Source organism: Enterobacter sp. CM29 (genome assembly GCF_013179605.1).
GTDB classification, from domain to species: Bacteria; Pseudomonadota; Gammaproteobacteria; order Enterobacterales; family Enterobacteriaceae; genus Enterobacter; species Enterobacter intestinihominis.
In genome coordinates, this window is sequence record NZ_JABMCU010000095.1 from 1 (window position 1) to 17,360 (window position 17,360).

The 17,360-nt window shown below is 55.4% G+C and carries 16 protein-coding genes; 8 read left to right on the forward strand and 8 right to left on the reverse strand.

Features of this window, described 5'->3' with window-relative positions:
• Nucleotides 1-46 precede the first annotated feature (46 nt).
• From HP459_RS13155 to HP459_RS13170, 4 genes are read right to left on the reverse strand one after another with little or no spacing between them, the layout of a single operon-like run.
• Complete coding sequence (locus HP459_RS13155) at nucleotides 47-1,333, reverse strand: ABC transporter substrate-binding protein (protein ID WP_032626062.1); 1,287 nt, start codon at nucleotides 1,331-1,333, stop codon at nucleotides 47-49.
• 13 nt (nucleotides 1,334-1,346) lie between these two features.
• Nucleotides 1,347-2,474, reverse strand: coding sequence for an ABC transporter ATP-binding protein (locus tag HP459_RS13160; protein ID WP_171936306.1), 1,128 nt, complete (start codon nucleotides 2,472-2,474; stop codon nucleotides 1,347-1,349).
• Between the two features lie 12 nt (nucleotides 2,475-2,486).
• Nucleotides 2,487-3,389: a carbohydrate ABC transporter permease gene (locus HP459_RS13165; RefSeq protein ID WP_022649251.1), complete on the reverse strand. Its 903-nt coding sequence runs from the start codon at nucleotides 3,387-3,389 to the stop codon at nucleotides 2,487-2,489.
• Nucleotides 3,382-4,272 (reverse strand): carbohydrate ABC transporter permease, encoded by an 891-nt coding sequence (locus HP459_RS13170; protein ID WP_003862825.1) that lies wholly within the window; start codon nucleotides 4,270-4,272, stop codon nucleotides 3,382-3,384. Before HP459_RS13170 ends, HP459_RS13165 begins: the two co-directional genes overlap by 8 nt.
• Nucleotides 4,273-4,815: 543 nt before the next feature.
• On the opposite strand from HP459_RS13170, the gene wzz(fepE) reads away from it, so the two are divergent.
• The gene (gene wzz(fepE), locus HP459_RS13175) at nucleotides 4,816-5,952 is read left to right on the forward strand and encodes an LPS O-antigen length regulator Wzz(fepE) (protein WP_023298520.1); all 1,137 of its coding nucleotides are present in this window, start codon (nucleotides 4,816-4,818) and stop codon (nucleotides 5,950-5,952) included.
• A 33-nt stretch (nucleotides 5,953-5,985) separates the two neighbouring features.
• Here wzz(fepE) and HP459_RS13180 read toward each other — a convergent pair whose 3' ends face one another.
• Nucleotides 5,986-6,309, reverse strand: coding sequence for a cupin domain-containing protein (locus HP459_RS13180; RefSeq protein ID WP_022649249.1), 324 nt, complete (start codon nucleotides 6,307-6,309; stop codon nucleotides 5,986-5,988).
• Between the two features lie 135 nt (nucleotides 6,310-6,444).
• Between HP459_RS13180 and HP459_RS13185 the strand changes: the two genes are divergently transcribed.
• Entirely contained in the window at nucleotides 6,445-7,137 is a 693-nt protein-coding gene (locus HP459_RS13185; protein WP_069596921.1) for an aspartate/glutamate racemase, read from the forward strand.
• Here HP459_RS13185 and HP459_RS13190 read toward each other — a convergent pair.
• Nucleotides 7,132-8,058 (reverse strand): LysR family transcriptional regulator, encoded by a 927-nt coding sequence (locus tag HP459_RS13190; RefSeq protein ID WP_171936307.1) that lies wholly within the window; start codon nucleotides 8,056-8,058, stop codon nucleotides 7,132-7,134. The two genes, HP459_RS13185 and HP459_RS13190, sit on opposite strands and share 6 nt — an antisense overlap.
• Nucleotides 8,059-8,178: 120 nt before the next feature.
• On the opposite strand from HP459_RS13190, the gene lysA reads away from it, so the two are divergent.
• Complete coding sequence (gene lysA / locus HP459_RS13195) at nucleotides 8,179-9,441, forward strand: diaminopimelate decarboxylase (RefSeq protein WP_171936308.1); 1,263 nt, start codon at nucleotides 8,179-8,181, stop codon at nucleotides 9,439-9,441.
• On the opposite strand, the gene HP459_RS13200 is transcribed toward lysA, so the two are convergent.
• Nucleotides 9,411-10,448, reverse strand: a complete 1,038-nt coding sequence (locus tag HP459_RS13200) for a LacI family DNA-binding transcriptional regulator (RefSeq protein ID WP_023298518.1) — start codon at nucleotides 10,446-10,448, stop codon at nucleotides 9,411-9,413. The two genes, lysA and HP459_RS13200, sit on opposite strands and share 31 nt — an antisense overlap.
• 299 nt (nucleotides 10,449-10,747) lie before the next feature.
• Here HP459_RS13200 and HP459_RS13205 point away from each other — a divergent pair, with 299 nt between their 5' ends.
• The 4 genes from HP459_RS13205 (at nucleotide 10,748) to HP459_RS13220 (ending at nucleotide 14,833) form a co-directional block, all read left to right on the forward strand.
• Nucleotides 10,748-12,073, forward strand: a complete 1,326-nt coding sequence (locus HP459_RS13205; RefSeq protein WP_006811828.1) for a PTS sugar transporter subunit IIC — start codon at nucleotides 10,748-10,750, stop codon at nucleotides 12,071-12,073.
• A 7-nt stretch (nucleotides 12,074-12,080) separates the two neighbouring features.
• Nucleotides 12,081-13,508, forward strand: a complete 1,428-nt coding sequence (locus tag HP459_RS13210; protein ID WP_023298517.1) for a glycoside hydrolase family 1 protein — start codon at nucleotides 12,081-12,083, stop codon at nucleotides 13,506-13,508.
• A 78-nt stretch (nucleotides 13,509-13,586) separates the two neighbouring features.
• Entirely contained in the window at nucleotides 13,587-14,360 is a 774-nt protein-coding gene (locus HP459_RS13215; protein ID WP_022649243.1) for a GntR family transcriptional regulator, read from the forward strand.
• On the forward strand, nucleotides 14,357-14,833 hold the full coding sequence (locus HP459_RS13220; protein ID WP_171936309.1) for a GNAT family N-acetyltransferase: 477 nt from the start codon (nucleotides 14,357-14,359) through the stop codon (nucleotides 14,831-14,833). Before HP459_RS13215 ends, HP459_RS13220 begins: the two co-directional genes overlap by 4 nt.
• On the opposite strand, the gene galR is transcribed toward HP459_RS13220, so the two are convergent.
• Entirely contained in the window at nucleotides 14,788-15,810 is a 1,023-nt protein-coding gene (gene galR / locus HP459_RS13225; RefSeq protein ID WP_003862806.1) for an HTH-type transcriptional regulator GalR, read from the reverse strand. The genes HP459_RS13220 and galR overlap by 46 nt on opposite strands.
• A gap of 617 nt (nucleotides 15,811-16,427) precedes the next feature.
• Between galR and HP459_RS13230 the strand changes: the two genes are divergently transcribed.
• A partial coding sequence (locus tag HP459_RS13230; RefSeq protein ID WP_171936310.1) for a 1-acyl-sn-glycerol-3-phosphate acyltransferase occupies nucleotides 16,428-17,360 on the forward strand: 933 nt, incomplete at its 3' end.

Consider the following 17,360-nt stretch of genomic DNA (forward strand, 5'->3'; position numbering starts at 1 on the left):
TTACCGGGCCTACGATACCGTGTAGGCCGGGTAAGCGGCTTAGTGTTTACCGCATCGCACGTCTCAAAATACGCTCCGCCTGACGCTGGAAGTCAGCGGCCGTCTCTTCCACGGTTTTCTGCCCGTAGTCGATATACTGCAAAGAAGTACCGAACTGCGCCACAATCTGTGGGTCGTCAAAGTATGGCGAGACGGTGAGTTTCGCCGGCAACGACTGCGCCAGACGCAGGCCTGCCACGGAAGGATCGTCCTCTTTAATGGTGCCGTCTTCAGTCAGATACTGCACCGCTACTTTGCTCAGCGGTACGCCACGCTCAAGGCCCAGCGTATCGACCCCTTCTTTGCTGTTGAGCAGGAAATTAATCAGCTTCGCCGCCGCTTCCGGGTTTTTGGTCGACTTACCAATCGACAGCATTTGCGCCGGTTTGAAGAACAGGCCCGCGTCGGTGGCGCCCGGCAGCATTGGGTAGCTGCCCAGCTCCAGTTTCGCCGGTGGCTTCAGGTTGTCGGAATATTTGTTGATGGTGGAGTTCCACATATAGGTGCCGCCCCATTCTCCCTGGATCCACGGCTTCATCTCATACATGTTGCTCTTACCAAACGAGGCATAGTATTTGGTGTCCGGCATGACGTGGCTGTCGATCAGCTTTTTGTAGGTCTGGAAGAACTCCACCCACTGTTCCTTTGTGTAGCTGAACTTTTTGGTTTTCTCATCCACCGCAGGAATGTTGTACTTCTGGATCATGTACGAATTCAGCAGCGCCAGCGTATCCTGGTGCTCCAGGATCACCGGGTAGTATTGCTTACCGAGCTTGCTCTCGAAGGTTTTACCGGCCGCCATCAGCTCGTCCCAGGTTTTCGGGTACGCAATACCCGCTTTTTTCCAGGTTTCGTCATTGAAGTAGAACACCCGCGCCGTCACCGAGATCGGAATGCCGTTCAGCTTGCCATCCACGGTGGTGGTTTGCAGCTCTTTGGGATCGAACTGCGACAGGTCGATCACCTCTTTCATCTTGTTTAGATCGTAGAAGCCGTCACCGGTTTTGGAGAAGATCGGCAGCCAGTTCCAGTTCGTCTGCATTACGTCTGGCTCGGTTCCACCCGCAATCTGGGTGGTCAGACGGGAGAGGTGACCGTCCCAGCCGGTGTATTCCGCTTTCACGTTGATGTCCGGGTTCTGCTTATGGAACTCCTCCAGCGCTTTCAGGGTGACCTGGTGACGGCCGTTGCCGCCCCACCAGGACATCCGTAAATCCACATTCTGCGCCATCGATGGCAAAGCGGTAAGGCCCAGGGTCGCGGAGATAGCTGCGCTTAAAAGCACTTTTTTCATTTTTATCACTCCATCAGAGAGAGAGGTTCTGTTCAGTTTTTGCGTCAAAAATATGACACTTATTCATATCAAACGTGAAATACACCTTACGATGAAGTCCCTTATCAATCATTGGTTTAGCTTCATCGGACGGGATTCTGGCGGTCAGTTCGTAGTCCGCGACCTTCAGGTACACAAAGAATTCGTGGCCCATGTTCTCAACGCGCACCATCTCCCCGCTACAGCCGCCGTTCGGGAAGGGCTCATCAGAGAGCGACACAAATTCCGGACGCACGCCGAAGAAGATCTCATGACCCGCGTAAGCGGCGACTTTCTCCTGCTTCTCCGCGTTCAGCGGCATGCTTTCATCACCAATGGCGATGTGCAGCTGTCCCGCTTTTTCGACCAGCACGCTTTTGCGTATATTCATCTCCGGCGCGCCGATAAAGCCCGCCACGAACATGTTCTTCGGCTTGTGGTAGAGATTGTCCGGCGTATCCACCTGCATGATATGGCCGAGCTTCATCACGCAGATGCGGTCGCCCATGGTCATCGCTTCGGTCTGGTCGTGGGTCACGTAAACGGTGGTGGCCGGTTTTCCGGATTTCTTCAGCTGCTTATGCAGGTCGGAAATACGGATACGCATCGAGGCGCGCAGTTTGGCGTCGAGGTTTGAAAGCGGCTCATCGAACAGGAACACATCCGGTTTTTTCACAATCGCACGGCCTACCGCCACGCGCTGCGCCTGGCCGCCGGAAAGCTGGCGCGGCAGGCGGTCGAGCAGCTCTTCAAGCTCAAGAATTTTGGCGGCTTCATTCACCTGGGACTCAATCTGATCTTTCGGCAGCTTGCTCAACTTGAGGCCAAAGGCCAGATTCTCGCGCACCGTCATGTGTGGATAGAGGGCGTAGTTCTGGAACACCATCGCAATCCCGCGCTCTTTCGGCGCGAGGTTGTTCACGATCTTGTCGCCGATACGCACCTCGCCGCCGCTGATGGTTTCCAGTCCCGCCAGCATGCGCAGAGTAGTGGATTTGGCGCAGCCGGATGGGCCGACGATCACCATGAATTCCCCTTCGGCGATTTTAAGATCGATAGCGTGTACCGCTTTAAAACCGTTGGAGTAGACCTTTTCCAGCTTGTTGAAAATAACTTCAGCCATGGTATTTCCCTCTTAACCTTTAATTCCGCTGCTGGTGACGCCCTGTACGAAGTAGCGCTGTGCCAGGAAGAAGACAATGATGGATGGCAGAATGGAGATGCTCGCCATTGCCAGAATTTCGTTCCACGGCGCCCCTTCGGTGACGTCGATGGACATTTTCAGCGCCAGTGCAATCGGGTATTTATCCACGCTGTAGACATAAATCAGCGGCCCGATAAAGTCGTTCATGGACCACATGAACTGGAACAGGGCGACGGAGATAATGGCCGGTTTAAGGATCGGCACAACCACGTACCACAGCACCTGAAGGGAGTTACAGCCGTCAATCTGCGCCGCTTCTTCCATGTCACGCGGGACGCCGCGCAGGAACTGGATCAGCATGAAGACGAAGAACCCCTGGGTGGCGAAGGCCAGCGGCAGGTACAGCGGCATATAGCTGTTCAGCATGCCCATCTCACGGAACATCAGGTACTGCGGGATCAGCAGCACGGTGCTTGGCAGCAGCATGGTGGTAATGAGCGTGGCGAACCAGAACTTCTTCCACGGGATCTCGAAGCGGGCAAAGCCATACGCCACGATGGTGGAGGAGATAATGGTCAGGATCACTTTCGGGATCACATACTTAAAGGTGTTCAGCATGTAGTGGCCGAAGTTGTACTCGGTGCCGGTTTTCCAGCCGTTGATGAAGCCGTCCCAGGTGGCATGGGCAGGCCACAGGCTCAGGGTGGTGAAGATCTCGTGGTTCGGTTTGAACGACGCGGAGAACATCCACACCAGCGGGTAAAGCATCAGCAGGCCGACAAACAGCAGGATCGCATAGCGAACGGTGGCATTGATTTTCTCTCTGCGCAGCGTGCGGGCTACTTCGCGTTCGGCGATGCTTCTTGCCGTGGAGAGTTGTTGAATATCAGCCATTTTTGCCTCCTTTATCGGCGGAGTAGAACACCCAGTATTTCGACGACTTAAAGGCGATACCGGCGAAGACGGCCACCACCAGGAACAGGATCCACGCCAGCGCCGCGCCATAACCCATATCGAAATACTTAAACGCGGTGTCGTAGATGTAGAGCGAGAACAGGTAGGTCGAATAGGTCGGCCCGCCGCCGGTGATCACGTACGGCCCGGTAAATTCCTGGAACGCCTGCGTGGTCTGCATGATGAAGTTGAAGAAGATCACCGGCGTAATCAGCGGCACGGTCACCTTCATGAACATCTGCCATTTCGATGCGCCATCGATCATCGCCGCTTCATACTGGGACTGCGGTACGTTTTGCAGCGCGGCCAGGAAGATGACCATCGCGGAACCGAACTGCCAGACGCGCAGCAGGGTAACGGACATTAGCGCCAGTGACGGTTCACCCAGCCAGTTCACCGGGTCAAAACCAAATACGCCGATAAAGCTGTTCAGCAGGCCATCGATCGCAAATAAGGCGCGCCACAATACGGCAATGGCGACGGAACTGCCGAGGATCGACGGAATATAGTAGGCAGTACGGAAAAATCCGATGCCGCGTAATTTAAAGTTCAGGACAAAGGCAATCCCTAATGCGAAGGCGAGCTTTAACGGAATGGTTAAAAATACGTATGCAAAGGTCACGCCCATTGATTTCCAGAAGAGCGTGTCTTCGGTAAACATGTAGCGATAGTTTTCGATGCCGTTAAACACCGGCGGACTCATCAAATCGTAATCCGTAAAGCTGAGGAAAAATGATGAGACGAAGGGGAATGCCGTAAAGAGTATCAACCCGATGATGTAGGGTGATATCCATGCGAGCCCCAGCAGCTTGTTTTCATTCATACATACCTACCTGGCGATCAATGGTTTAAAACGGAATCTGCTTTGTTACATCTTCCCAGGCCAGCATCGCGCGGCATGAGAGCTGAATTTTAGGGTGCAATATCTGGCGTCGGCTAAATATAAAATTGTTTATTAACGCTTTTTTGCCTTCCTCTTTGCGCTAAATGCGTTGGGTTTCAAAAGAGCTGAACCGCCGTTCTTGGATACTAAAACATCGTTTTATTTTATATTATTGCGATTTATTTCTGCGTCATTCGCTTAATGATGGAAATGTGATCAGCGTCGAAACGCTGTTTCAATATAGTGAGGGAGGTGGCATTTTTGACTTTTCACGGACGTTCGTCGGGGCTGCGAGGAGGCGAGACGAAGCACAAGTGGAAACGGGAAAAACAATAGTCACGCAGCGTGGCTAACTACCAGATCTGATAGCAGGTCTACAGATGTACCAATTCGGCATTCAGATAATTCTTACATTCTTGTATGATTTCTTAAACCGGAACCAGTCAGGCAGAATTTCACTGCATCCTTAAAAGAAGAACAGTTATGTCAGCAATGGATTTCAAACAACATACGGATCTCAACTTTCCTCACTATGCTCCCCCGGCGGTCAGCGCTAAAGAAATAGATCTCCTGGGTCTGCTGGACGTCCTGCTGGCAGCAAAAAAACGCATCATTACCATTGTGTTTGCATTTGCACTGGTCGGCCTGGCAATCGCCTTCCTGATACCGCAAAAATGGACCAGTAAAGCGGTCATTACGCCAGCGGAACAGACGCAGTGGAGTTCGCTGCGCCAGATGATGGTGACGCTGCAGGTGCTTGATGTGGACGTTAAAGTTACCCGTGCGGATGTATTTAATCTGTTTATCAAAAAGTTTCAGTCTCAGTCCCTGCTTGAAGAGTACATGAAGAGCTCTCCTTACGTGATGGCTCAGCTCGATGGCGCCGAGGTTGACCCGCTGGAGCTGCACCGCGCGGTGGTCAATATCGCCGAAAAGATGAAGGCTATTGATAACACCCAGGAAAAAAATGCTGATAAAGCACCGTATCTCTCCTGGACGTTAAGCTTCACTGCCCCAACGGCAGAGGACGCGCAGAAAGTGTTGAATGGTTACATTCAGTACATTTCCCGCATCGTCGAGCAGGAGACCATGCAAAACATCCGCGATCAGCTGATCCTGAGAACCAAAACGGTTCAGCAGCAGCTGGAGCTGGATCGGGTTCGACTGACCAATATCCACAATACCAACCTGCAACGCCTTAACTACTCGCTGGAAGTGGCGAACGCGGCAGGGATCAAAAAGCCGGTTTACAGTAACGGACAAGCGGTGAAAGACGATCCGGATTACTCCGTCGCGCTCGGCGCGGACGGGATTGCGCAGAAATTGCAGATTGAAAAAAATCTGAAGGATGTTTCTGAGCTGAACGCCGATTTCCAGAACCGCGAATACTATCTGGCGCAGCTGCAAAAACTTTCCTTCGAAGACGTGAGCCTGGAGCCGTTCAAATACCAGCTCTCTCCTTCTATGCCGGTGAAAAAAGATGGCCCGGGCAAAGCACTGATCGTGCTGCTGGCGGGTATTCTGGGTGGGCTGTTCGCCTGTGGCAGCGTGCTGCTGCGCGAAGCAATGCGCTCCCGCAACCCGCTGCCGGAACAACTTCCTGAGCCGGTTACGGAATAACATGAAAAAAGGCGCTCTGATGAGCGCCTTTTTTTATTTCAGGAAATCCTCGCGTACCGGCGTAAAGGTATCCAGCAAGGTGCCGGGTTTGAGGCAAACGCAGCCGTGCATCACGTGCGGCTTTTTATAGAGAGTGTCGCCCGCCGTCACCACATGCTTTTCCTCGCCAATGGTGAACTCAAATTCCCCCGAGAGAACGTAGGTGAGCTGCTCATGCGGGTGGTTATGCAGCGGGCCAATCGCACCTTGCTCGAAATTCACTTCCACCGCCATCATCCTGCCGTCGTGCGCCAGAATACGACGCGTCACGCCGTTGCCCAAATCCTCAAGCGTGGTCTCTTTATGGAAAATAAACATATTTTCGCCCTGTTATGTAATGAAACATTGTTTCATTTAACTTATCTCAGCCGCAGCGAAAAGAAAACGTTTAGCCAAATAACTGGAAAGGCGATCACAAGTTTGCTTCACTGGGTGAAACGTACAGGAGGAAAGATGAAAACGATCGGTCTGTTAGGGGGCATGAGCTGGGAATCAACGATCCCGTACTACCGCCTGATTAATGAAGGCGTCAAACAGCGTCTGGGCGGTCTGCATTCGGCCAGCCTGCTGCTGCACAGCGTGGATTTCCATGAAATAGAAGCCTGCCAGTCGAGCGGGGAGTGGGACAAAGCCGGGCAAATGCTGGCAGACGCCGCACTTGGCCTGGAGCGTGCGGGCGCGCAGGGTATTCTGCTGTGTACCAACACCATGCATAAGGTGGCGTCGCATATCGAAGACCGCTGTTCGCTGCCGTTCTTACATATCGCGGATGCCACCGGGCGTGCCATACGTGCCGCCGGCATGACGCGCGTGGCGCTGCTGGGGACGCGCTACACCATGGAGCAGGATTTTTACCGCGGGCGGCTGAGTAGCCAGTTCGGGATTGAAAGCCTGATCCCGGAGGAGGCAGACCGGGCGCGCATTAACCAGATTATTTTTGATGAACTGTGCCTCGGCACCTTCAGCGAAGCTTCGCGCGCCTGGTACGTCAGCGTGATGGAGAAACTGGCGCAGCAGGGGGCGGAAGGAGTCATCTTCGGCTGTACCGAAATTGGCCTGCTGGTGCCGGCAGACCAAAGCCCGATACCGGTCTTTGATACCGCCGCCATCCATGCCGCGGATGCGGTGGAGTTTATGCTGTCATAAAGATTTTTGCAGGTCAGGTAAGCGAAGCGCCACCTGACGCGCGTGCGCAATCAGGTGTTCACTAAAGGCATCAACCAGCGCTGAGGCGGGCCGGTGCAGCGGGCGGATCAGGCTTACGGTAAAGGGAACGGAAACGCTAAAACGGCGCAGAACCACGCCGCTGCTGGCGTAGTCCATAGCCGTGAGCGGGTTCACCACCGAAATACCCACGCCCGCGCGCACCATCGCGCAAATTGATGCCGCACTGTGCGTTTCCATCACCATCCGCCGCTTCACCTGATGTTCGGCAAACAGGCCATCCAGAAGCTGTCGGTAGCTGTCGGTCTGCGACAGGCTGATATAGTTCTCACCGTGAAAATCTGCCGGGGTCAGAACTGCTTTGAAAGCAAGCGGGTGGCTGGCAGGCAGCACGCAGACCTCATCCAGCGAGAGCAGCTCCGTGCGTTCCGTTCCCGCTGGCGTGACGAGGGTTTCGGTCAGACCCAGATCGTGGCGCTGGGCCGAAAGCCACTCCTCCAGCAGCGGCGACTCCTGCGGCACGATGGTCAGGCTGACCTCCGGATAGCGGGCCAGAAACGGCTGTAGCAGTACCGGCAGGAACGACTGAGAAAAGACCGGCAGGCAGACGATGGACAGCTCGCCCTGGCGAAACTCCCTCAGGCTCTCCGCCGCGCTCACGATCCTGTCCAGCCCGTACCAGGAGCGCTGAACCTCCTCAAAAAGACGTAAACCCTGCACCGTTGGATGCAGCCTGCCGCGGGTGCGTTCAAACAGCTTCAGCCCCAGCACTTTCTCAAAACGCGCCAGCTCGCGGCTGACCGTCGGCTGCGAGGTGTGCAGCATCTGCGCGGCTTCAGTGAGATTGCCGGTGGTCATCACCGCATGAAAAATCTCGATATGGCGTAGGTTAACGGCGGGCATAGGGCACCTGATGGCTGAGCGTGGTCCATATCATTTTTGCATAGACTCACGATAAAACGATATTTTTTATTCTCTTCAGGCTGTGGCGTAATGATAAAAAACAGAATACCGGAGACGACCATGCCACGCCCGCTCAACCAGACCGAAACCGATTTAAACGCCGATAACCTGCTGCGCCTGCCTGCCGAATTCGGCTGTCCGGTGTGGGTCTACGATGCGCAGATTGTTCGCGAGAAAATCGCCGCGCTGCATCAGTTTGACGTGGTGCGTTTTGCGCAGAAGGCCTGCTCCAATATTCATATTCTGCGCATGATGCGCGAGCAGGGCGTGAAGGTTGACTCCGTATCGCTGGGTGAAATCGAACGTGCGCTGGCGGCCGGGTTTGATCCAAAGGCCGATAGCGACGCGATCGTCTTCACCGCTGACCTGATAGACGACGCCACGCTGGCGCGCGTGCACGAGCTGCAAATCCCGGTGAATGCCGGTTCGGTGGATATGCTGGAACAGCTTGGGCAGGTTTCCCCGGGCCATCGCGTCTGGCTGCGCATCAATCCAGGCTTTGGTCACGGTCACAGTCAGAAAACCAACACCGGGGGCGAAAACAGCAAGCACGGGATTTGGTATGCCGATATGCCTGCGGCGCTGGAGGTTTTACAACGTTACAACCTTAAGCTGGTGGGTATTCACATGCATATCGGATCCGGCGTGGATTATGGCCATCTTGAGCAGGTCTGTGGCGCGATGGTGCGTCAGGTTATCGATTTTGGTCAGGATCTGGAGGCGATCTCCGCCGGGGGAGGGCTTTCGATCCCTTACCGCGAAGGGGAAGAGGCGATCGACACGGATCACTATTACGGCCTGTGGAGCGCCGCGCGTGACAGCATCGCCACTCATCTGGGCCATGCGGTGAAGCTGGAGATTGAACCGGGTCGTTTCCTGGTCGCCGAAGCTGGCGTGCTGGTGGCGCAGGTGCGGAGCGTGAAGGAGATGGGAAGCCGTCACTTTGTGCTGATTGATGCTGGCTTCAACGACCTGATGCGCCCGTCCATGTACGGCAGCTATCATCACATCACCGCGCTTGCCGCCGATGGCCGCGATCTGGTTAACGCTCCGCGCATCGAGACCGTTGTTGCCGGCCCGCTGTGTGAATCCGGTGACGTCTTTACTCAGCAGGAAGGCGGGAAAGTCGAAACCCGTTCGCTGCCAGAGGTAAAACCGGGAGATTATCTGGTGCTGCATGATACCGGTGCATACGGGGCGTCTATGTCTTCGAACTACAATAGCCGTCCGCTGCTGCCGGAAGTGCTGTTTGATAACGGCGTGGCGCGGCTGATTCGCCGTCGCCAGACCATTCAGGAGCTGCTGGCGTTAGAGCTGGTCTGATTAAACCAGGGGCCTGTTGTCACGGAATCGCGTAATACCAGCGTGCCGGTGAACGGTGGGATCGCTTCAACCGGCTGGTTTTTTGCCAGCCGGATCGCCTGGTCGATCGCCGTGACGATCATGTTGTCGATCGGCAAATACACCGACGACAGGGCAGGCTCCAGCCACTTTGCGCTGGGGGCATCGTCAAAACCAAACAGCGAAATATCCTGCGGGATCTTCAGCCCGGCCTGGTGTAATGCTTTGGAGGCGCCCAGGGCCATGTCATCGTTACAGGCAAACAGGGCGCTGAACGATGTCTTTTCCGCAATCAGCTCCTTGCACAGCTCGTAACCCCGCGTCATGCCTGCATCGCCGTATTTAATCCGCCGCTCGTCAAGACGAATACCGTGCTTCTCCAGCGCCTTACGGTAGCCCATCAGCCGCGCTTTACCCGTTGGGGTGTGGATCGGGACGGTGATACAGGCGATCTCCCGATGGCCCTGGCTTATCAGGTAATCCACCGCTTTGAAGGCTGCGTCCTGCTGTTCAAAGAAGACGCAGCGATCCGCCGCCTGGCTCACTTCACGGTTAATGATTACCAGCGGCGTCTGCACGCTGTTGATCAGCTTCAGGATCGTCTTTTCGCTCATGTAGCGCGTGTACAGCACGATGGCGTCGCACTTGCGGTCGGCGAGCATCTGCACCGCCAGTTCTTCCTGTTCAGGGGCATCGTGACCGTCGGTAACAATCAGCTGTTTACCGTGCGTTTCGGTCTGCCGTGACGCCTGCTGTAGCAAACGACCAAAGTAAAAACCGTCGAACGTCGAGACGACCAGACCGATGCTGTTGCTGGTCTGGTTAGCCAGCGAGCGCGCGAGAAAGTTCGGACGATAGCCCAGCTCCTCCATCGCGCGAAATACCTGCTGGCGCGTGCTCTCTTTAACCTGACCTGTGCCGTTCAGCACGCGCGAAACGGTGGCCTTCGACACGCCCGCACGCAGTGAGACATCCAGCATTGTTGCCATTCGAAATTCCTGTTTCCACGTAATGGTTTGCAGTTTAACACAGACCATCCGGCGCATAAGCGACGTGGGAAGGACAAAACCCCATAACGATCACGCTTTTCAGTAACGATCCTCGCCCGCGGAATAAATGCCTGTCATTGGTATACCAAAATGGTGATAAATCATAATCTGGAATACCTCTAACGGCGTTGGGAGCTTAATCACAGAACAAATCGCCTGTGGACGCTATTTTTGGCATACCAATAGTATCCGGCTGTACACCTTATTCAATAAAAGCCCTTTTACTGAGGTATTACCCTATGGCATTTCAGGAAAAACTGATCGACGCTCTGGGCAGTTTTGCCACTACCTTCAACAGCTATCGCTATATCCAGGCGATCAAGTCTGCGTTTATTACCTTAATGCCAGTCATCATAGTGGGGGCGTTCTCGGTATTGATCTCCAATATGGTGCTGGATCCGAAAAACGGTCTGGCGAGCTTTCAGTCGCTGTCGTTTCTCGCGGCCTTAAAGCCGATCACCAGCGCGCTCAACTATGCCACGCTGAACTTTCTCAACATCGGCGCGGTGTTTTTAATCGGCATTGAGCTGGGGCGTATTAACGGCATTAAGTCCCTGTTCCCCGGACTGCTGGCGGTGATCTGCTTTATCTGCGTGACGCCGACCACGGTGGAAATGCTGGTGGACGGTGAGATGCACGTGGTGAAAGATGTGCTGCTGCGCCAGTTCTCAGATACCCGCAGCCTGTTCCTCGGTATGTTTATCGCCATCCTGTCGGTGGAGATCTACTGCTGGCTGGAAAACCGCAAGGGGCTGAAAATCAGGATGCCGGACACGGTGCCGCCGAACGTTGCCGCGTCGTTCTCTGCGCTGATCCCGGCCATTATCACCACCACCGCCATCGCCACCTTTGGCTTCGTGTTTCATCAGGTTACCGGCATGTATCTCTACGACGCGGTTTATCAGGTGGTACAACAGCCGCTGGAGCGCGTGGTGCAAAGCCTGCCGGGGATCCTGCTGCTGATGTTTGTCGCCCAGCTGTTCTGGGTGATTGGTATTCACGGCAACCAGATGATCAAGCCGATCCGCGAGCCGCTGCTGCTGGGGGCAATCACCGTTAACATGAGCGCGTTCGAGCAGGGCAAAGAGGTGCCAAACATCATCACCATGCCGTTCTGGGACGTCTATATGAGCATCGGCGGCTCCGGCCTGACCATCGGCCTGCTGATAGCCGTCATGATTGCCACCAAACGTAAAGAGATGAAGGAGATAGCCAAGCTCTCCATCGGGCCGGGTATTTTTAATATCAATGAGCCGGTGATCTTCGGTATGCCAATCATGCTCAACCCGATCCTGGCTATCCCCTTCATCATCACGCCGCTGGTGACGGGCTCGATTGGCTACTTTGCCACCGTGACCGGATTTGCCGGGAAAGCCGTGGTGATGGTGCCCTGGACCACGCCGCCGCTGATCAACGCCTGGCTGTCAACGGCGGGCTCCATGGGGGCGGTCATCACCCAGTTTATCTGCATCGTGACCGCGGTGATTATCTATCTGCCGTTTGTGAAAATTGCTTCACGCCGCGCAGAGCAGGCCGCACTGCAACAAGCCACCGATAACGCATGAGGATACGATGAGCACAAAACAGATAGCCATACCGCAAGATTTTATTCTGGGCGCGGCGGCATCGGCCTGGCAGACCGAGGGCTGGAGCGGCAAAAAGCCGGGGCAGGATTCGTGGATCGATCTCTGGTACATGAACGATCGTCACGTCTGGCATAACGGCTATGGTCCGGCGGTGGCAACCGACTTTATCAATCGCTTCCGCGAAGATGTAGCGCTGATGAAGCAGGCGGGACTGACGCACTATCGCACCTCGATCAACTGGTCGCGCTTTTTAACCGACTATGAAAATGCGACGGTAGATGAAGAGTACGCCGCGTATTACGACGCGCTGTTCGATGAAATGCACCGTCAGGGCATTGAGCCGATGATCTGCCTGGAACACTACGAATTGCCGGGCGTGCTGCTGGAGACCTACGGCGGCTGGGCGTCAAAGCACGTCGTCGAGCTGTTCGTTCGCTATGCAGAAAAGGTATTTGAGCGCTTTCACGGCAAAGTCACCCGCTGGTTTACCTTCAACGAACCGATTGTGGTCCAGACGCGCGTCTACCTTGACGCGCTGCGCTGGCCCTATGAGCAGAGCACCAGCACCTGGATGCAGTGGAACCACCATAAGGTGCTGGCGACGGCGAAAGTGGTGAAGCTGTTTCGCGAGAAAGGGTATGACGGCACGGTGGGCTGTATTCTTAACCCGGAAGTGACCTATCCGCGCTCCCGCGCGCCGCATGACGTGCGAGCGGCAGAGATGTACGATCTGTTCTACAACCGCGTCTTTCTCGACCCGCTGGTGCACGGGCGCTATCCGCAGGCGCTCTTTACCCTGCTGGCGCAGCATCAGGTGCAGTGGGACTACACGGCTGACGAGCTGGCGCTGATTGCCGACAACACCGTCGATGAGCTGGGCATTAACCTCTATTACCCGCATCGCGTCAAAGCCCCGTCCCGCGCCTGGCACCCGGAGACGCCGTTCCATCCGGCGTACTACTACGAGCCGTTTGAGCTGCCCGGACGGCGAATGAACACCTCCCGCGGCTGGGAGATCTTTCCGCGCATTATTTACGACATGGCGATGCGGATTAAAAACGACTATCGCAACATTGACTGGTTTGTGGCGGAAAGCGGGATGGGCGTGGAGAACGAAGCGCAGTATCGCAATCGTGACGGCGTCATTGACGACACGTACCGTATCGCGTTTATCAGCGAACATCTCTACTACACGCTGCTGGCGCGGGAGGCGGGGGCGAACTGTCACGGTTATATGTTGTGGGCCTTCACCGACAATGTCTCCCCGATGAACGCGTTTAAAAACCGCTACGGGCTGATTGAGATCGACCTTGAAAATCAACGCGCACGGCGGGCAAAGAAATCAGCGTCCTGGTTCCGCCAGCTGCGCGATGAGCGTGTGCTGACGCTCAGGGTAGACGATGAATGGAAGTAAGCCTTCTGGTAAAATAGCGCACAAACTGGCCGGGAGGACGTCCGGCCCGCGCATTAACTGAAAAACACAGGTGAAAACGTGGATAAGGCTGTCATCCTGCCGGAAAAAAAACAGTACCAGGAGATTGGCGAGGATTTACGGGCGCAGATTATCCAGGGGCATTATCCCGTGGGATCGCGTCTGCCGCCGGAGCGCAACATCGCCGAGACGTATGGCGTCAGCCGCACTATCGTGCGCGAGGCGCTGCTGATGCTTGAGCTTCAGGGAACGGTGGATATTCGCCAGGGGTCAGGCGTGTACGTGATGCGCATTCCGGAAGAGCATGAAAACGAGGAAGAGCGTTTTCTGAACAGTGACGTTGGGCCGTTTGAAATTCTCCAGGCGCGTCAACTGCTTGAAAGCAACATCGCTGCCTTTGCCGCAAAAATGGCGACACGGGCGGACATCGACAACCTGCGCCGCATTATCGAGCAAGAGCAACGGGCGATTGCCGTCGACGATCGCAGCCAGGACAACAACAAAATGTTCCACCTGGTGCTGGCTGGGGCCACACAAAACCAGATGCTGCTGGCGACGGTTGAGAGCGTCTGGCATCACATGGACAGCAGTCCGCTGTGGCAGCAGTTCAATGGCCATATCGCCAGCCGCGCCTGGCGCCTGAAGTGGCTCGGAGACAGGCAAACCATTCTCGCTGCGCTCCGCCGCCGCGACGTGATGGGGGCGTGGCAGGCGATGTTCCAGCATCTTGAAAACGTCAAAAAGAGCCTGCTCGAGCTGTCAGACGAAGACGCGCCCGATTTTGACGGCTATCTCTTCGAATCGGTCCCTCTTTTCCAGGGGAAGCTGGTGTGAATATACTGCCGCTTCACGCTGCGCCGCAGTTTACACAGCATGTGATCGACTGGATCTGGAACGCGTTTGGTGAAGGTATGCCGCGTGCCTTTTTCCAGAGCATTGTCGAGCACAGCCTGACGCCGGGCGAGTTACCGCTCACCTTTATTGCTGTTGAGGAAGACCGGCTGTTGGGCACCGTTGGGTTGTGGCGTTGCGATTTAATTTCCCGGCAGGATCTTCATCCCTGGCTGGCTGCGCTGTATGTCGATGAAGCCGCGCGGGGAAACGGGCTGGCGGGAAAACTTCAGCAGCATGTTATCGGCTACGCGCGACGCGCCGGGTATCACGAGCTTCATCTCTGGTCTGCCTGCCGCGACTTCTACGAACGTTACGGCTGGCACTACATCGGTGATGCCCTGGAATACCCGGATAAAACCGTCCATCTCTATCGCTGTTCGCTCACGGCTTCCGCGGGCGATACCACCGAGTGACGGCGCACTAAGGTTGGGCTGAACAGGTGGGTAATTTCCGGTGGCGGGCGATGCTCGGCCAGCGCTAACGCCAGTTCTGCCGCCTGCGTTGCCATGGTCACAATCGGGTAGCGCACGGTGGTCAGGCGAGGGCGCACGTAGCGCGACACCAGCACATCATCAAAGCCAATCAGCGAAATTTCTGCCGGGACGTCAATCCCGTTATCATTCAGCACACCCATCGCGCCGGCGGCCATGGAGTCGTTATAGCTGGCCACGGCGGTGAAATTCCGCCCGCGGCCCAGCAGCTCCGTCATCGCCTGCTCGCCGCCACTCTCATCCGGTTCTCCGTACGCCACAAGACGATCGTTGCACGGCAGACCGGCTTCGCGCAGCGCGTCGTAATAGCCCTGAAGGCGATCTTCCGCATCGGAAATTGGGTGGTTGGAGCACAGATAACCAATTCGGGTATGGCCCTGCTGGATCAGGTGACGGGTTGCGAGCCATGCGCCGTAACGGTCGTCGAGCGCCACGCAGCGGGTTTCAAATCCGGGAATAATACGGTTGATAATCACCATCCCCGGCATCTGTTTCATCAGATGGATCAGCTCGGCGTCGGGGATCATTTTGGCATGGACCACCAGCGCCGCACAGCGATGACGGATCAACTGCTCAATGGCCTGGCGTTCTTTCTGTTCATTGTGGTAGCCATTACCAATCAGCAGGAAATTACCGGTGTGATAAGAAACTTGTTCTACGGCTTTGACCATCGCACCGAAAAACGGATCGGATACATCCCCGACCACAAGCCCGATGGTTTCTGTCGACTGTTGGGCAAGGGCGCGTGCGTTGGCGTTAGGGTGATAATTCAGGTTTTCCATGGCGTCCTGCACGGCCTGGCGTGATGCATCACTCGCTTTAGGGGAGTTGTTGATCACGCGGGAGACGGTCGCGACGGAAACACCGGCCAGACGAGCCACATCCTTAATTGTCGCCATTCAATACCTTCTTATAGGGGTAAGCGTTTACACACTAACTAGTGTTGCGGAAAAGCGGCGCGCATTCAAGGGGAGCGGGTGAGCGTCCTCTGCAAACGTGAAGCAGAACATCCCTCGCGGTGTAATCGTTACACGGCCAGTCATGTCTGAATAATGTCAATCTGAACCTTTAGTTACACTTTGCCTCAGGCTGTTGCGATTGTCCGTTGGCAACGATGCGTTGTGAATTGCTAGAGTCGAGATCCCAGAGGTATTGATAGGTGGAATCAACTTCGGTTGATTAACACGATTTACACCAACCTGCGTTTTACGCAGGTTTTTTTTTGCCTGTAAGTTCAACCTGTAACAGCAAAAGAGATTATTCACACCTGGTTGCACTTCGGCTCATTCCCTTGCGTTTTCCTGCTGGCGAAGCCTGTCGCCGGAGGCCACAATCAAGATCCCAGAGGTATTGATTGGTGAGAATTCCTGGTACGTTTTCGTACTCTTCACTTGCACCAACCTGCGCGGATGCGCAGGTTTTTTTTCGCCTCTGTTTTTGCTATCGCTCCCTCACTACTTCTCGTGTAATCTGCCACCATTTATACCTTTCACACTGGCTGGCAAAGGGAGTTGAAATGCTTTTTGGGTTCTTCCGCACACTGTTTCGTGTCCTGTTTCGCATTCGCGTGACTGGCGATACGCAGGCACTCTATGGCGAGCGTGTTCTTATCACACCGAATCACGTCTCTTTTCTTGATGGCGTATTGCTGGCGCTGTTTTTGCCCGTGCGGCCCGTCTTTGCGGTGTACAGCTCCATCAGTGAAAAATGGTACATGCGCTGGCTCAGGCCGCTGATTGATTTTGTCCCGCTCGACCCTACCAAACCGATGATGATTAAACATCTGGTGCGTCTGATTGGGCAGGGGCGTCCGGTGGTTATCTTCCCGGAAGGGCGGATTTCAGTGACGGGCTCCCTGATGAAAATTTACGACGGCGCCGGTTTTGTCGCGGCGAAGTCTCAGGCCACCGTCGTGCCGCTACGCATCGACGGGGCTGAGCTGACCTTTTTCAGCCGTCTGAAAGGGCTGGTGAAGCAGCGTCTGTTCCCGAAAATTACGCTGCATATATTACCGCCGACGTCACTGCCGATGCCCGAGGCGCCGCGCGCGCGTGACCGCCGTAAAATCGCCGGGGAAATGCTGCACCAGATTATGATGGAAGCGCGCATAGCCGTACGCCCGCGCGAAACGCTGTATGAATCGTTGCTGTCGGCGCAGTATCGCTACGGTGCGAAGAAAAACTGCATCGAAGACATCAACTTTACGCCGGATACCTACCGTAAGTTGTTGACCAAAACGCTGTTTGTCGGGCGTATCCTGGAAAAGTACAGCAAACAGGGCGAAAAGATCGGCCTGATGCTGCCAAACGCGGGTATCAGCGCGGCGGTGATCTTTGGTGCCGTCTCCCGGGGCCGCATTCCGGCGATGATGAACTACACGGCGGGCGTGAAAGGGCTCTCCAGCGCGATTACCGCAGCACAAATCAACACCATCTTTACCTCCCGCCAG

What these genes read in the sequence shown, in the direction of transcription:
- HP459_RS13200 (WP_023298518.1), bottom strand. Translation starts at nt 10,448, where the DNA reads ATGGCAACAATGCTGGATGTCTCACTGCGTGCGGGCGTGTCGAAGGCC.
- HP459_RS13190 (WP_171936307.1), bottom strand. Translation starts at nt 8,058, where the DNA reads ATGCCCGCCGTTAACCTACGCCATATCGAGATTTTTCATGCGGTGATG.
- HP459_RS13210 (WP_023298517.1), top strand. Translation starts at nt 12,081, where the DNA reads ATGAGCACAAAACAGATAGCCATACCGCAAGATTTTATTCTGGGCGCG.
- HP459_RS13170 (WP_003862825.1), bottom strand. Translation starts at nt 4,272, where the DNA reads ATGAATGAAAACAAGCTGCTGGGGCTCGCATGGATATCACCCTACATC.
- lysA (WP_171936308.1), top strand. Translation starts at nt 8,179, where the DNA reads ATGCCACGCCCGCTCAACCAGACCGAAACCGATTTAAACGCCGATAAC.
- HP459_RS13180 (WP_022649249.1), bottom strand. Translation starts at nt 6,309, where the DNA reads ATGTTTATTTTCCATAAAGAGACCACGCTTGAGGATTTGGGCAACGGC.
- HP459_RS13155 (WP_032626062.1), bottom strand. Translation starts at nt 1,333, where the DNA reads ATGAAAAAAGTGCTTTTAAGCGCAGCTATCTCCGCGACCCTGGGCCTT.
- HP459_RS13205 (WP_006811828.1), top strand. Translation starts at nt 10,748, where the DNA reads ATGGCATTTCAGGAAAAACTGATCGACGCTCTGGGCAGTTTTGCCACT.
- HP459_RS13165 (WP_022649251.1), bottom strand. Translation starts at nt 3,389, where the DNA reads ATGGCTGATATTCAACAACTCTCCACGGCAAGAAGCATCGCCGAACGC.
- HP459_RS13185 (WP_069596921.1), top strand. Translation starts at nt 6,445, where the DNA reads ATGAAAACGATCGGTCTGTTAGGGGGCATGAGCTGGGAATCAACGATC.
- HP459_RS13160 (WP_171936306.1), bottom strand. Translation starts at nt 2,474, where the DNA reads ATGGCTGAAGTTATTTTCAACAAGCTGGAAAAGGTCTACTCCAACGGT.
- galR (WP_003862806.1), bottom strand. Translation starts at nt 15,810, where the DNA reads ATGGCGACAATTAAGGATGTGGCTCGTCTGGCCGGTGTTTCCGTCGCG.